Here is a 13,515-nt window from a genome sequence, read left to right on the forward strand (position 1 = left end):
GGGTTAAAACAATAATAAAAGCCTATTGAGATAGGCTATGAGGACCTGTCAGATGGCCAACTCTACACTTTTTGCTGATCCTGTCACGCTGCGGCTGCCGCTGCGTGAAAAACTCGCTTACGGCATGGGGGATTTTGGTTCTAACCTGATGCTGTGTATCGGCACGCTGTATCTGCTGAAATTCTATACCGATATCCTGGGACTACCCGCGATCTACGGCGGGGTTATCTTCCTGATTGCCAAGTTTTTTACCGCCTTCACCGATGTGCTGACCGGCGTGCTGTTGGATTCGCGGCGTAATATCGGTGCCGAGGGTAAATTCCGGCCCTTTATTTTCTATGCGGCACTGCCGGTAGCGTTGTTGGCGGTGGCTAACTTCCTCAATAGCGGTTTCAGCCTGAACGCCAAAACTCTGTTGGCGACGGTGCTGTTTATGCTGTTCGGTCTGTTTTACAGCCTGATGAACTGTGCCTATGGCGCGATGGTGCCAGCGATCACCAAGAACCCGCAGGAGCGTGCGCAACTGGCCGCCTGGCGGCAGGGAGGGGCCACGCTTGGCCTGCTGCTGTGTACCGTTGGGTTTGTACCGATTCAGGCACTGTTCACCAGCCGCCCGGAGATCGGTTATCTGGTGGCGGCCACGGTGTTTGCCACCTGCGGCGTATTCTGCATGTGGTGGTGCCATGCCGGGGTAAAAGAACGTTACGTCGAGATGATACCGGAGCACCATAAACCGGGGATCGTTAAATCCTTATGTGCCATTTTTAACAATCCGCCGCTGCTGGTGCTGTGTATCGCTAATTTGTGTACGCTGGCGGCGTTTAATATCAAGCTGGCAATCCAGGTTTATTACACTCAGTACGTATTGCACGATATCCGTTTGCTGTCCTATATGGGCTTTTTCAGCATGGGTTGCATTCTGATTGGCGTACTGCTGGTGCCTGCGGCGGTGAAACGCTTTGGCAAAAAGAAAGTGTATCTCGGCGGGCTGCTGTTGTGGTGTTTGGGCGATTTGCTTAACTACGGCTGGGGAGATAGCTCGGTATCTTTCGTCGCTTTCTCCTGCATGGCTTTCTTTGGTACGGCGTTTGTCAACAGCCTGAACTGGGCGCTGGTGCCGGATATCGTCGATTATGGCGAATGGAAAACTGGTATTCGTGCGGAAGGTTCGGTCTATACCGGCTATACGTTTTCGCGCAAGATTTCTGCCGCATTGGCAGGGCTGTTGCCGGGGATCATGCTGACGCAAATTGGTTATATCCCCAATGTTGCTCAATCGCCCGCGGTGCTGGAAGGCTTACGCCAGCTAATCTTTATTTATCCCTGCCTATTGGCAATGGTTGCTGCGATTATGATGGGTGCTTTTTATAAATTAAATGAGCAGTTATTTGTGCAGATAATTGATGAAATCAATAGGCGCAAAGATACCCGCAGTAAGGAAATCGACTTTCAGCCAGCGGGTAACGTGCAAATTATCAAAGAGGTTTAGGTTATTCCGCCTAATTACCAATGACAGCACATATAATTCGGGTTGTATGTGCTGGCGATCCGTAGCCAGAAAGAGCTGGGGTGTTAGGCATTTGAAAAGCAAGCAGCCCACGGTTTCCCGTGGGTTAGACGCTCGTTTGTTTATTTCGGGGTGTTTAACGCCGGGCGAGCAACACGCCGATCACGATGCCAACGGCGGCACCGATACCAACTCCCTGCCAGGGGTTTGAACGCACATAACTATTGGCATGGGCAGCGACGTCTTGCGCATGTTGTGTCAGGTTGCTGGAGTCATTGAAGCGGGCACGGGCATGGCGTAAAACGCTCTTTGCCTTGCGGTGCAGCTCACCCAGTTCCTCTTGGGTTTTGCTGCTGGAATCGCGTAAAACCTCATCCAGCGTATCGGCCAGCAGGGTTACGTCCTGATCGATGTCTCGTTCTGTCTTTTCAGTTTTCTTAAACATTCGATTCTCCGTTTTAACACACATCTTTTAAGTATAGACCTTTTTCAAAATGTGGCGGCGATCACGGAAAAACGCTCTGTTTTTTCATCATTTATCTGCAAGAGCTTTTCTCAACAGCCAGCCGTAATGAAGTCACCGTTGGCGCTCACCGGGATCACGGAGCTGAACAAGATCAGGGCAAACAGCAGTAGCATGATTCCACCGAGTATCATGGCAATGCGTGTGGCCTGGGGTAGGTAAAAGTTAATTAGTGCGCCGCTGGTGTTGATAAATCGTTCACGTAGATGATGTACCAGCGTAGCCAGGATCATAATCGATAAGGCTGTGCCTAAAGCCATGCTCATGGCGGCAATAACGCCCCAAGTGAACATACCAATGGCGTTGGCAAAGACCAAAATCAGGATTGCGCCACTACAGGGGCGGATCCCGATGGCGGTAATCACCCATAATGCATTCCGCCATCCACCGGTCAATTCGTTAGCGTTAGGCAAATGCTTGTGGCCACAATGGCAATTTTCATCGTGGTGGTGTGCGACGGTGGCAGCAGATAACCTGGGTGAAGCCGGTAACGCGCGGATAACCGGTGAGCGACGCAGCCGCCAACCGCTGGCGCGCAATAGCAGCATCAGGCCAAAACAGGCAATAAACACCGCACTGCCTTTTTCTACCCAGTAGCGGCTGAGGCTGAGATCGCCCATTGAGAAATTGAAGATCACGGCCAGTATCAGAACGAACAGCACCGCCATCACGCCTTGCAGCAGGCTGCCGAACAGAGTGATCACACGGCTGATGTTCAACTGCTGGCGGTGAGTGGCCAGATAAGTGGTGATGACAAATTTACCGTGCCCTGGCCCGATGGAATGCAGAAATCCATAGAGGAAACTGCCTAGCACCAGCATAACCCCGCCGTGATATTGGTGATTTTGTTGTTGCAGCAGGTAGGTCACCAGATAGCGATGCATGTAAATCTGAAAATTAATGCAGTATTGTACAAACTCCGCCCAGTGGCGGACGAACAGATAGAGCAGTGCGGCCAACAGTAAACCACCGATACCCAGACCGGCAATATTGATTGGTGTTGTTTTCACTGCTTGCGTTCTCATGGCAACCCTATCGCGCATCTGTTTCTTTAAAGCATAACCTGATGTACAGGGTTCACAACTTTTGTACATTTGGTTACTCAGCGAAACCAATTACTCACGGAAGAGTGGAATTAATTCCTTTATGATTTTATTCAACGGCCCAAACGGGGCTTACCGAAAAAACACTCCTTGAGGAATTAAAAATGAAAAAAACATTAGCGCTGATCGTTGCTGCCACTTTGGGCCTGTCTTCTGTTGCTTTTGCTGCTGATACTGCCGCTGTAGCAGCACCGGATCATATGGCAGCGCCAGCCGCCTCTGAGAAAGCCCCGATGAAAACCATGCATCATAAGAAAGAACATAAAAAAGCAGTTAAAAAAGCACCTGAACAAAAAGCTCAAGCCGCTAAAAAACACCACAAAGCCAGCAAAAAAGCGGTAGTACCAGCTGCTAAATAAGCGAAGGCTGGTTATCAGCAGGCACAATATTCAGACACCCGGTTTTCCCGGGTGTTTTCTTTTATTGATTTCCTGATTGAGTGGATAGCCACGGTTGGATAAATGCCAGGATTGTCTTGATAGTTTGCTGGTGGGCCCGTTCACGTTGTGTTGCCGTAGAAGCACAGATCACGGTTTCATCCTCTTGTGCCAGAATTGCCAGCGCTGTTGAGCTGCACAACGGCAGGAAATCAAAGTGATTGGTTCCGGGCAATGTTACCGCAGTGATAGGGTGTTGGCCGTGGTAGGCTGCCAGTGCGCTACTCCCAAGGCCATTGTCGGCGTTGCCTGGCATATAGTGCTGGGCGGCGACGATCAGCAACGGTGCGTTCAACTGCCGCAGGCTTGCGGGCGTCAGATAAGGTACCATGCCTGGATCGAGCGCCACGGCAAATTGAAATCGGGTATCGGTATAGTTGGCGTTAAATGCAGCCGCAGGCACGTTGGTCAATTTTACCTCTTGGTAGAATTGACAGTTGGGTGACTGTGGCTGGCGCTGACAACCAGCGATAAAATCTTGCAGCACCACCTGGCCGCCGATGGTGGCGATAGCGCTGTAACCCCCTTTGGAATGCCCCATCACGCCAATCGCCTGAGTATTAACCCGTGGTTGCCAAGTGCTGTCATTGAGCATGGCATCAAGCAATGCCGAAATATCTTGTGTTTGCTGCCAGAGCAATACCGATTGTGCAGGGACAGAGTTGCCGGTGGTGCTGCCCGGATGATTGGCGGCGGCCACAATCACGCCCTGCCGCACCAGTGCCTGCGCCAGCCAGGCTTGGTTACCATGGTTGCCACCGCTGCCGTGGCTCAGTATCACTAGCGGAAAATGCCCGATAGCGGGTGGTGCATCAGGCAATGCATTAATCCCGTTAAATATCTGGCTATGTTCTATGCTCTGCGGCTGGCCGCTGGCATGGGTGGGGTAGTAGATACGGGTCACCAATTGGCGATCGCCGTGATGAAACGTTTGCAGGCGGCTGGCGACTTGCCAAGGCGCTGCCGTTGCCAGACTGCTAAACAGTAGCCATAGAATGCAGAGCTTTTTCATGCTTATTCCTTGCGTGTGAGAAAACTCAACGGTGGCAATTGGCAACACAATCCGCGACCTTGATCGCGATCCAGGTCGTTAACTGATTGTTTTAGCTGACTATGGCTTTTACACTCGTTGGTTTGCTGCCAATCAAGTATGGGGGGACTATGCCGCTTATTCCGCTGTCATTTCTGTTCAGCTTTTTATGTATTGCACTGTTGTTACGCCTTGGCTGGCAGCCCCGGCGCTGGTTACTGCAATTGCTATTGTTGGTATGTGGTTGGCAAAGCCTGCTGGTGGGAATTCGTTTTGGCTATCAGCAACCCTGGGTGGCTGCGTGGCAACCCCTTGGGGCGGCGTTGATTCCACCGCTGTGTTATCTGGTTTTCATACTTAACGCCCGCGGGCCGCTTAATTGGCGTGCGTTCGGGCACCTGCTGTTGCCGCTGGTGGTGGTACTGGCGCAGTGGCGGGCCTTGTTTGCGCTGGATGGGTTAATTACCGTTGGCTTTCTGGGCTATGGCAGCGCCATTTTGTTTTATCTGCGGCGTGGTGAAAACAGCCTGCAACAGGTGGCGCTGGCGGACAGCTGGCTTAACTACCGGCTTTGGTGCGGATTGGGGGGGCTGCTGATAGTTTGCGGTTTGGCCGAGTTAGCTATTGCGTTGGATTACACGTTGTTGGCGGGCCGCCATGCCGGTGCTTTGGCCGCTTTTGGCAACCTGATGATGGTTGTGGGGGTTGCGTTGGTGCTTGGCCGTGGCCGTATGCCACAGGAACAGGAAGAACCTCCGCTACAGACGGAGCCTGCCGGTGCCGTATTCAGCCGTGAGGAGTGCGAACGCTGGTTTAACCAGATTAACCAGCGGCTACGGCAAGATAACCTGTATCTGGAGCCCGAACTGAATCTGGCACGGTTGGCGCGCAAAGTGGGTTTACCGGCACGTAAGGTCTCACAGGCCATCAATCAGCAGGCGGGTATGAATGTTTCGCAATACGTTAATCAACTGCGCATTCAGCAAGCGGCTGAGTGGTTAATCAGCAGCAATCGCCCGGTAACCGACATCATGTTGGACGCTGGATTCAGCACTAAATCCAACTTTAATCGCGAATTCCTGCGGGTGTATGGCCTCAACCCAAGTGAATGGCGTAAACGCAAAACGGCAGATTAAATCAGTTGGATGTGCTTGAACAGGGAACGTTTTACCCGTTGGTGATGGCCTCGCGGTTATAACGCTCATTATAGGCGCGGCGAAACTGTGCCAGTTCGAATGCATCCAAATCCAGATCGGCGAAATAAAACAGGGCCGCCTCGGTGTGTTCGGCATGCAGTTCTGCCGATAACCCGGCGCGCAGCAGCATGTTGCGCCACAGATCGATCTGCTCATCGTCTGCCTGTTTGATAAACGCCAGATAGATAAACAGCAGGTAGGCGGCCTGATGCATTTCTTCGGTATAGCCGTTGTTCAGCGTGCGGATAAAGGTTTGGCTATTACGATTACCCATTTCCTGAAGCATTGATTCAATCAGCATCGGTTTAACTTTCAGCCGCTGTGCCAACGAATCTATCGCTTTGCGGGTGTCGGAAGTCAGAATGCGGTAACCAATGATAAATACCACGATCAGGGCAGCGATGATAATCCACGTCATGTAGGTAGTCTTATGCTCTTAATGCACCAGCAAGGGTCAAGGTTGCTCGCCGCTGAAATTGCCGGTGGCCCGTTGTTGATTATGAACGTGGCGATTAAAGGTGGCAGCGTCTTTAGCCAAGGCATCCAGGTGTGCCCCCAGCATTTTGATCTGTTTCACCAGCGCGTGCTGTTCCGGTATGGAGCTGGCGGTGCTCAACTGGTGTATCAGTTGCTCATTTTGTCTTTGCAGCACGGCTTCGCGCTGTTTGGCTTCTTCCAACTGCTGTTGCAGAGCCTGAAAATGTTGCTGCCATTCGCGGTGCTGCTTTTCGAAACTGGCCTGCAACTCATTCATTGCATTCTGAAACTGGGTATCCAGTTCACGCATGGGCATGATATTGATCCTTTACGGCACTCAATGATGGCATGCAGTATAGCGAAAATGGCTCAGAAGCTCACTTGTTGCTGGCAATTCCTGGCTTGCAACCTGAACAGGGTGTTTTACAATCCTCTATCTTCTCTCTATCAGAAGGTTTCCCTGGCCATTTATGGGTTGGTACAACGCCAAGAGTGATGCGAGATGAACAACGAAGATAAAGGTTTTTTTGAGCAAGAGATGGCCGATGTCACCCCGTTAGCCGAGGGGCAGCAGACGCTGTACTTTAAACCGCAAGATCCGATCGACAAACGTGCGCGCCGCGAAGCGCAGGCGTTGCAGTTGGAAAACTTCCTCAGCACTGACTTTCTTGACATCATTGCGTGCGATATTCCTTTGGAATACAAGGGTGAAGGTATTCAGCAGGGGGTGCTGGATAAGCTGCGTCATGGGCATTATGCGCCGCAGGCCAGCCTGAACTTGCTGAGACGGCCGGTAGAGACCTGCCGGCAGGAACTGTTTCGTTTTATTCTGCAAGCAGAGAAAGACAGCCTGCGTTCGCTGCTGATTGTGCATGGCCGTGGGCGGGAAGATCAGAGCCACCCCAATATCGTGCGCAGCTATGTAGCCAAATGGTTGGCACAGTTTGAGCAGGTACAGGCATTTTGCCGGGCACTGCCGCGTGACGGTGGTGAAGGGGCCTGCTATGTCACGCTGCGCAAATCCGCCGTGGCGAAAGCCGAGAACTTCGAACGCCACGCTAAACACAGCCGTTAAGCGTCGTTTCTCCGGCAGAATAGCGAGTTGGACCTGTGCGGTGCAGCGTTCTGTTATTTTTCAATGAAGGCCCCGATTAATCATCAGAGGAACAACATAATGAGTGAACCCGCCTCCTTTTTTCTCCATGCGCATATTACAGAGGATAACCTGAAGAAATTCTTACATTCTCCCTCCACCAATATTAAAGACTATGACGACTGGCTGGCATGGTTTAACCAAGAGCAGCGGATGTATGGCGATCCTGCGGAAATGCTTAACGATCTTGCCAACTGTAATACCGGAGAAAGCCAGGATAATATTTATGCCGAACATATTAATTTCGATAAAAAAACAGAAATAGTCACGATGGATCACATCTTTTTGTCGGAAAATTTCGGTGGCTTTATGCCGCTGGTGGTTTGTCTGCGTGGATTAGAGAAATTTATTACCCCCGCGCAGGATAATTTTTTGCTGATTTATTCTTACTGGTGGGGAACGGAAAAAGAGGTCAGCATCGCCATTGAATTTGATTCCAGCGCCAGCAGGATAACCGCGAAACCCAGAGCGGAAAATTTGGCCATCGCCAACGCCTTTTTCGATGAACATGGGGAAGCGCTGGCGAAAGAACTTTATGACAAACAGGGATATTATTGATTTCTTCACATACCCTGGCGATCTTTTCTTTCATTCCTGCCCGCACATGTTCTCTTTCTTTGAGTTAGGGGTAAGTGGCGCTATTTGGCCCTGTCGTTCAATTCGAGCAAAAAGCCAACGGCGCGGTGAAACGCCGTTGGCAGCAAAGCATTATTGTTTAAACCACTTATGGTCGAGAGAAAAACGGCCTGCGCCGGTGATCGACAGCAGCAGCAGCCCGGCAATAATACTGATGTTTTTAAAGAAGTTAATTTCGTTACCAAGCATTTCTGCCCCACTCATCCGCCAGAATGGATGGCCGATTAACGCCGTACCCAAGACATATACCGCATAAATAATGGCGAGTGGCCGGGTAAATGCACCCAGCACAATGGCGATCCCAAAAATAAACTCAACCACCACTGCAATCACGGCGGCCAGATAGGGCAGTGGTGTACCGTAACCTTCCATTGCTGTCACCGTGGCACCAAAGTTGGTTAATTTCATCCAACCGAAAATAATAAACAGAATCATCAGCAGTATTCTGGACAGCAGAATGGTGCTGTCTTTTAAACTTTCGCTCATTGTGAACCCCTTAGCCCTGCGGAATTGTGTGGTTGTACTGAGTAAATATTAGAACAAGTTCACACTTTTTCTAGTGTGAGCAGATAGATAGAGGGCGGCTACGGTCTGAAAGCCAATGGGGAAATCATGATATGCTGAGCAACGTGATTATTTATTTTCTTTCAGGGGAAACGATGTCTATTGAGATTCGCTCAGCGCAAAAACAGGATGCCAAATTAATCTTGGATATGATTATTGAACTGGCTGTGTATGAAAAAGCTCGCGATGAAGTGCTGACGAGCCAAAGTGAGATTGAAGAAAGCCTGTTTGGTGAACACGCCTGCGCTGAGGCATTAATTTGCAGTGTGAACGGTGAACCAGCAGGTTATGCCGTGTTCTTTATGAGTTATTCAACCTGGTTGGGCAAGAACGGCATTTATCTGGAGGATTTATACATCGCGCCGAAGTTCCGTGGTGTGGGGGCTGGCAAAGCGCTGCTGCGCCATATCGCCCAGCTAGCCTGTGAGCGCCGCTGCGGCCGCTTGGAGTGGAGCGTGCTTGACTGGAATCAGCCCGCTATTGATTTCTATCTCAGTATCGGTGCTGCGCCGCAAGATGAATGGGTGCGCTACCGTATGGAAGGCAAAGTGCTGGAAAGCTTTGCTTTTGCAGGGGTTTGATTGGATTGTGCAAACAGTTTGAGAGTCTTAAAGAATAAACACCACCGGAAAGTGCTGCATGGTGGGTATGCCTTTCCCTTCGGCCCCCACCAGACAGCGAATAGCATTGTAGAATAATGGCGTACTTATTTGTTTTTTGGCACCGCTTGATATGCGCTATTGATTCCAGGGCATCTTCGCCAACAGAGTGGCCATACCGCAAAAACCGCTGATACCGGCAAACAGCAACCCGGCACCAACAAAACTGGGCAGGAGAAAGAATAAAGGATTGAGCATATAGCCCAAAACCGCACCCAACAGAATCAGCGAGCCTGCGGCAATTTGTACCTGGCGCATAATGGGTAATGGCTGGTTTTTATCTTTCACAACATCAAATCCCTGCTGTTTCCAGGCATTAATCCCCCCTTCAAGCAGATAAACTTTAGCAGGTAAAGCTGCGGTTATCAGCGTTGCTGCGTTTTGCGCGGTACGCTTGCCGGATTGGCAGTGAAAGATAACGATATCCTGTTCAGAGAACGAGGGTAAATTTTCACCTTTTTCCGCCGCAGGCAGCGGGAACAAATGGGCTTGCGCAATATGCTCATGGGCATATTCATCTGCGTCGCGAATATCAAACAGGCGTGCTCCCTGTTTTATCAACCGTTGAGCGTTTTGTGAGGTTATCGTTTCTACCTTCATGTCATCCTCAGGGGCAATAGATAGCTTTTAGCGTGCCGATGATTTTCTGCACGGCGGTATTTTTGATGAAGTAATGAATGCGTTGCCCATCTCTGCTGTTTTCAATCACCCCTTCATCACGCATTTTGGCGAGATGCTGTGACGTTGCTGATGGGCTCAACCCCGTTATCGCGGCCAGTTCACCAGCCCCCGTACCCGGTGAATCCACCAGCATACAAAGGATCAATAAACGATGGGGGTTGCTCATGGCTTTCAGCAGCTTTGAGGCCGCATCGGCACTGGCAAGCAGTGATTGCAGATCTTGAGTCGTAGTCATAAGTATTTTAGCAGTTACTAAATTTAGTAAATACTAAAATATATGGCGGGACAATGTACACAGAATTTTTCGTTAGCGGCAACGGGGAATCGCGGTTTCTTGAGCGCTCACCGCCACTGTGCCAATTTCGCCATCCTCACTAAAGAAATCCCTCAAGCATCGGAACCTCTTCAACACCATATTGACGATTCTGTTTAACAAAAAACAAACAAAAACCACCTCAGCGTTTTGTATTCCGGTAGCCAGCGGCTTTTCCCTTTCGTTAAACAGAGCCAGCCGCGGCATTGCTTACACCTACAGTGGGGAACCTGCATATGGAACTCAAACATTTTACTCGGGTCGCTGAATCCATCGCCGATCAAACTCGTCAATTACTGAAACAGGAACGCCAGCGTTATCTCTACGGTGGCCGAGAATTTGCCACCAAAGACGATCAAAGCCCGGTTACCGTCATCGATCAGCAAGTTGAGCAATTGATCCGTGAGCAGCTAAGCCAGGCATTTCCCACCCATGGCATTCTAGGGGAAGAATATGGTGCCAAAGCGCAGCATGAAGAATGGGTATGGGTTATTGATCCCATTGATGGTACCAAACAGTTTATCGCTGGGGTTCCCGTTTATGGGACGTTGCTGGCGCTGTGCCACCATGGGCAACCCGTGATCGGGATCATCGATATTCCTGCGCTGGACGAGCGCTGGGTCGGCGTTGCCGGGCAACCCAGCACCCTGAATGGCCACCCCATTACCACCCGCCCTTGCAAGCAGCTGGCAGATGCCTTGCTGTCCACCAGCAATACCGAGTTTGTCCTTCCTGAACATCAGGCGGGTTACACCCATTTGCTCAAAGCCAGCAAGTGGCGGATCTACGGCGCAGCTTGTTATGCCTATGGCTGCCTGGCTTCTGGCCGTATCGATCTCAGCGTTGACAGCGGCGGCATGCGTGAAGTCGATTACTGCGCCATGGTGCCGATCATTGAAGGAGCCGGCGGCAAAATCACCGACTGGTACGGTGAACCCCTCACCATGTATTCCACATCCACCGTTGTTGCCGCGGGCGATCCTCAACTGCATGCGCAGGTACTGGCGGTTCTTTCCAACCCCAACGGCTCGCAGCCTAACTTCCTCATATGACAGGTGAACATGATGATCACGTGGATGAAATCAGCACCAGAGCAACCCGTCACCGCAGATGCTGCGCAGATTAATCAAACCTATCGTTATTGGCGTATTCATATCATGCTTGGTATGTACGTTGGCTATGCAGTGTATTACTTCACCCGTAAAAGCTTTAACTATGTGATGCCAGAGATGCTGAGCGATCTCGGGATGACCGTCGCGGATGTTGGCCTGATGGGCACCCTGTTTTATTTTATGTACGGTGCCTCGCGTTTTATCTCCGGGATTATGAGTGATGCCGCCAACCCGCGTTATTTTATGGGCATGGGCCTGATCCTGACAGGGGTGATCAATATTCTGTTTGGTTTCAGTTCATCGCTGTTTGCCCTGACCGTTTTCTGGATCGCCAATGCTTTTTTCCAAGGGTGGGGATGGGCTCCATGTTCCAAACTGCTCACCACCTGGTATTCGCGCAATGAGCGTGGGTTCTGGTGGGCAATCTGCAATACATCGCACAATGTGGGTGGGGCGGTTATTCCCCTGCTGGCAGGGGTGCTGGCTGTTAATTATGGCTGGCGTTATGGGATGATCGTGCCTGGGATTATTGCCATTATCAGTGGTTGTTTTCTCTGCCTTCGCCTGCGGGATCGCCCGGTGGCAATGGGGTTACCGAGCGTCGGCAATTGGCGAATGGACCCACAGGAGCTTAATCAGGAACAAAACAGTGCCAAACTGCCTCTTCTGGAGATTTTAAAGCGTTATATTTTTACCAATAAATATATCTGGCTGCTTGCCATCTCTTATGTATTTGTCTACGTAGTGCGCATCGGGATTAACGATTGGGGTAACCTGTATTTGATACAGAACCATGGTTATTCGCTGGTGAAAGCTAACTCTTCGCTAACTATGCTGGAAATCGGTGGTTTTATTGGCACCATTGTAGCTGGTTGGGGATCGGATAAGCTGTTTGCAGGTAACCGGGTGCCGATGAATATTATTTTCATGCTCGGCATTTTTGTCAGCGTGTTGTTGATATGGCTGCTGCGGATAGACAGTTATCTGTTTAATGCAGCCTGTTTCTTTTTTATCGGCTTCTTTATCTTTGGCCCGCAAATGCTGATTGGCATTGCAGCCGCAGAGTCAGCCCACAAAGATTCAGCAGGGGCAGCGACCGGATTTGTCGGTATCTTTGGTTACCTGGGCGCTGGGTTGTCGGGGTGGCCGCTGGCTAAAGTGCTCGAAATCTGGAGTTGGGATGGCTTTTTCGTGGTGTTATCCGCAACGACTCTGGTTTCAGCGTTTCTGTTACTACCGCTGGTTATCAAGCCACGGCGTGTAGAACCGATCACCGTCAACTGAGCGTAGGTGTAGCATATCGCTCCCCGTAGTGTTGGGAGCGATATGCTACAGATGCTTCCTGCGGTTAGGGCAGCCGGAAGCATAAATTTCATTGGTGATTTATCTTTTCCTTTGAACGACACGTCTTCCTTGGCAAGTCGATGCCCTTAAGGTTTTCCTGCGGCAGTATCAGCATTGATGATTCAGCCAGTAAACAAGCGCGTTACTCACACTGTCGGCAAGGTGTCAGGTCGCTGTCGGGTTGCTGACCTGTTGCCGCTGGTGGCTTCACCGCATACTGTGAGAAATGTCCATCGGCTTAAAAGGTGAGGTTTATGAGCCAGAATTGCATTAAACAACTGCGGCTTTCCAGAGCTTGGTCACAAGAGCAATTGGCAGAGCTGACATCTCTCAGTGTGCGCACCATACAGCGTATTGAAAATGGTGAGCAGGCCAGCCTTGAAACACTCAGTGCTATTGCAGCCGTCTTTAACATCAGTGTGACCGATATTTCTGGTGGTGGGGAAACGGCAGGCATTGCCCAACGTGATGATGCCCTGGATAAACAGATTGAAAGCGCCAAAGAAAGGGTTGCCGCAGAAAGCCGCTTCTACCGCAGCGTGTTTATCTATGTGGTAATCAACCTGTTTCTGTTCACTATTAATCGCGTTGTTACACCAGACAGCTTCTGGTTTGTCTGGCCGTTGGTCATCTGGGGTGTTTTTTTGGTGATGCAGGGAGCGAAGGTCTTTTTCTTACAGGATTGGTTAATTCGCTGGCAGCAGGCGCGTTTGCAGAAAATATTGCGTAAATAGCGTATGGGTGGGGGGGGTAGGTAAAAAGCGAGTCGTGCAATAAACA

General features: G+C 50.6%; 16 protein-coding genes and 1 pseudogene. 9 read left to right on the forward strand and 8 right to left on the reverse strand.

The features are described 5' to 3' along the window. Positions 1-52 precede the first annotated feature (52 nt). Complete coding sequence (locus Z042_RS10195; protein WP_024912237.1) at positions 53-1,489, forward strand: MFS transporter; 1,437 nt, start codon at positions 53-55, stop codon at positions 1,487-1,489. 154 nt (positions 1,490-1,643) lie between these two features. Here Z042_RS10195 and Z042_RS10200 read toward each other — a convergent pair whose 3' ends face one another. Further along, positions 1,644-1,952 carry an ElaB/YgaM/YqjD family protein gene (locus Z042_RS10200; protein WP_024912238.1) on the reverse strand — a complete coding sequence of 103 codons (309 nt, stop codon included), beginning with the start codon at positions 1,950-1,952 and terminating at the stop codon, positions 1,644-1,646. A gap of 110 nt (positions 1,953-2,062) precedes the next feature. Next, entirely contained in the window at positions 2,063-3,055 is a 993-nt protein-coding gene (locus Z042_RS10205; protein ID WP_024912239.1) for a nickel/cobalt transporter, read from the reverse strand. Positions 3,056-3,237: 182 nt separating this feature from the next. Here Z042_RS10205 and asr point away from each other — a divergent pair. Continuing rightward, positions 3,238-3,489 (forward strand): annotated as a pseudogene (asr, locus tag Z042_RS10210) (acid resistance repetitive basic protein Asr); the annotation flags it as partial. Positions 3,490-3,553: 64 nt separating this feature from the next. Here the strand turns inward: asr and Z042_RS10215 are convergent. Beyond that, a complete protein-coding gene (locus Z042_RS10215) occupies positions 3,554-4,582 on the reverse strand; it encodes an alpha/beta hydrolase family protein (RefSeq protein WP_024912241.1) in 1,029 nt (342 codons plus the stop codon). Between the two features lie 149 nt (positions 4,583-4,731). Between Z042_RS10215 and Z042_RS10220 the strand changes: the two genes are divergently transcribed. After that, positions 4,732-5,736, forward strand: coding sequence for a helix-turn-helix domain-containing protein (locus tag Z042_RS10220; protein ID WP_024912242.1), 1,005 nt, complete (start codon positions 4,732-4,734; stop codon positions 5,734-5,736). Positions 5,737-5,767: 31 nt separating this feature from the next. Here Z042_RS10220 and Z042_RS10225 read toward each other — a convergent pair whose 3' ends face one another. Together Z042_RS10225 and Z042_RS10230 are read right to left on the reverse strand one after the other, a co-directional pair. Beyond that, positions 5,768-6,214: a DUF1198 family protein gene (locus Z042_RS10225; protein WP_024912243.1), complete on the reverse strand. Its 447-nt coding sequence runs from the start codon at positions 6,212-6,214 to the stop codon at positions 5,768-5,770. Positions 6,215-6,250: 36 nt separating this feature from the next. Then, entirely contained in the window at positions 6,251-6,589 is a 339-nt protein-coding gene (locus tag Z042_RS10230; protein ID WP_024912244.1) for an MbeD/MobD family mobilization/exclusion family protein, read from the reverse strand. 186 nt (positions 6,590-6,775) lie between these two features. Here Z042_RS10230 and smrA point away from each other — a divergent pair, with 186 nt between their 5' ends. Together smrA and Z042_RS10240 are read left to right on the forward strand one after the other, a co-directional pair. Further along, a complete protein-coding gene (gene smrA / locus Z042_RS10235; protein WP_024912245.1) occupies positions 6,776-7,348 on the forward strand; it encodes a DNA endonuclease SmrA in 573 nt (190 codons plus the stop codon). 99 nt (positions 7,349-7,447) lie between these two features. Beyond that, positions 7,448-7,984, forward strand: coding sequence for a hypothetical protein (locus tag Z042_RS10240; protein WP_024912246.1), 537 nt, complete (start codon positions 7,448-7,450; stop codon positions 7,982-7,984). A 150-nt stretch (positions 7,985-8,134) separates the two neighbouring features. Here the strand turns inward: Z042_RS10240 and Z042_RS10245 are convergent, their stop codons facing one another. After that, a complete protein-coding gene (locus Z042_RS10245) occupies positions 8,135-8,548 on the reverse strand; it encodes a DoxX family protein (RefSeq protein WP_024912247.1) in 414 nt (137 codons plus the stop codon). Positions 8,549-8,721: 173 nt separating this feature from the next. Between Z042_RS10245 and Z042_RS10250 the strand changes: the two genes are divergently transcribed. Next, entirely contained in the window at positions 8,722-9,207 is a 486-nt protein-coding gene (locus tag Z042_RS10250) for a GNAT family N-acetyltransferase (RefSeq protein WP_024912248.1), read from the forward strand. Between the two features lie 156 nt (positions 9,208-9,363). Here the strand turns inward: Z042_RS10250 and Z042_RS10255 are convergent, their stop codons facing one another. Together Z042_RS10255 and Z042_RS10260 are read right to left on the reverse strand one after the other, a co-directional pair. Further along, positions 9,364-9,885, reverse strand: coding sequence for a rhodanese family protein (locus Z042_RS10255; protein ID WP_024912249.1), 522 nt, complete (start codon positions 9,883-9,885; stop codon positions 9,364-9,366). 7 nt (positions 9,886-9,892) lie between these two features. Then, positions 9,893-10,201: an ArsR/SmtB family transcription factor gene (locus Z042_RS10260; RefSeq protein ID WP_024912250.1), complete on the reverse strand. Its 309-nt coding sequence runs from the start codon at positions 10,199-10,201 to the stop codon at positions 9,893-9,895. Between the two features lie 314 nt (positions 10,202-10,515). On the opposite strand from Z042_RS10260, the gene Z042_RS10270 reads away from it, so the two are divergent. The 3 genes from Z042_RS10270 to Z042_RS10280 all read left to right on the forward strand — a co-directional run bounded on the left by Z042_RS10270 (position 10,516) and on the right by Z042_RS10280 (position 13,469). Continuing rightward, on the forward strand, positions 10,516-11,331 hold the full coding sequence (locus Z042_RS10270; protein WP_024912252.1) for an inositol monophosphatase family protein: 816 nt from the start codon (positions 10,516-10,518) through the stop codon (positions 11,329-11,331). A 12-nt stretch (positions 11,332-11,343) separates the two neighbouring features. After that, positions 11,344-12,675 carry an MFS transporter family glucose-6-phosphate receptor UhpC gene (uhpC, locus tag Z042_RS10275; RefSeq protein WP_024912253.1) on the forward strand — a complete coding sequence of 444 codons (1,332 nt, stop codon included), beginning with the start codon at positions 11,344-11,346 and terminating at the stop codon, positions 12,673-12,675. 314 nt (positions 12,676-12,989) lie between these two features. Further along, the gene (locus Z042_RS10280) at positions 12,990-13,469 is read left to right on the forward strand and encodes a 2TM domain-containing protein (protein ID WP_024912254.1); all 480 of its coding nucleotides are present in this window, start codon (positions 12,990-12,992) and stop codon (positions 13,467-13,469) included. The last annotated feature ends 46 nt before the right edge of the window (positions 13,470-13,515 follow it).

The organism is Chania multitudinisentens RB-25, from assembly GCF_000520015.2.
In the GTDB taxonomy this organism is placed as follows: Bacteria; Pseudomonadota; Gammaproteobacteria; order Enterobacterales; family Enterobacteriaceae; genus Chania; species Chania multitudinisentens.

Excerpts from the sequence above, each read along its gene's own strand:
- Z042_RS10255 (WP_024912249.1), bottom strand. The coding sequence starts at position 9,885 with ATGAAGGTAGAAACGATAACCTCACAAAACGCTCAACGGTTGATAAAA.
- smrA (WP_024912245.1), top strand. The coding sequence starts at position 6,776 with ATGAACAACGAAGATAAAGGTTTTTTTGAGCAAGAGATGGCCGATGTC.
- Z042_RS10270 (WP_024912252.1), top strand. The coding sequence starts at position 10,516 with ATGGAACTCAAACATTTTACTCGGGTCGCTGAATCCATCGCCGATCAA.
- Z042_RS10240 (WP_024912246.1), top strand. The coding sequence starts at position 7,448 with ATGAGTGAACCCGCCTCCTTTTTTCTCCATGCGCATATTACAGAGGAT.
- Z042_RS10245 (WP_024912247.1), bottom strand. The coding sequence starts at position 8,548 with ATGAGCGAAAGTTTAAAAGACAGCACCATTCTGCTGTCCAGAATACTG.
- Z042_RS10200 (WP_024912238.1), bottom strand. The coding sequence starts at position 1,952 with ATGTTTAAGAAAACTGAAAAGACAGAACGAGACATCGATCAGGACGTA.
- Z042_RS10205 (WP_024912239.1), bottom strand. The coding sequence starts at position 3,055 with ATGAGAACGCAAGCAGTGAAAACAACACCAATCAATATTGCCGGTCTG.
- Z042_RS10250 (WP_024912248.1), top strand. The coding sequence starts at position 8,722 with ATGTCTATTGAGATTCGCTCAGCGCAAAAACAGGATGCCAAATTAATC.
- Z042_RS10220 (WP_024912242.1), top strand. The coding sequence starts at position 4,732 with ATGCCGCTTATTCCGCTGTCATTTCTGTTCAGCTTTTTATGTATTGCA.
- Z042_RS10280 (WP_024912254.1), top strand. The coding sequence starts at position 12,990 with ATGAGCCAGAATTGCATTAAACAACTGCGGCTTTCCAGAGCTTGGTCA.
- Z042_RS10230 (WP_024912244.1), bottom strand. The coding sequence starts at position 6,589 with ATGCCCATGCGTGAACTGGATACCCAGTTTCAGAATGCAATGAATGAG.
- Z042_RS10225 (WP_024912243.1), bottom strand. The coding sequence starts at position 6,214 with ATGACGTGGATTATCATCGCTGCCCTGATCGTGGTATTTATCATTGGT.
- Z042_RS10195 (WP_024912237.1), top strand. The coding sequence starts at position 53 with ATGGCCAACTCTACACTTTTTGCTGATCCTGTCACGCTGCGGCTGCCG.
- Z042_RS10260 (WP_024912250.1), bottom strand. The coding sequence starts at position 10,201 with ATGACTACGACTCAAGATCTGCAATCACTGCTTGCCAGTGCCGATGCG.
- Z042_RS10215 (WP_024912241.1), bottom strand. The coding sequence starts at position 4,582 with ATGAAAAAGCTCTGCATTCTATGGCTACTGTTTAGCAGTCTGGCAACG.
- uhpC (WP_024912253.1), top strand. The coding sequence starts at position 11,344 with ATGATCACGTGGATGAAATCAGCACCAGAGCAACCCGTCACCGCAGAT.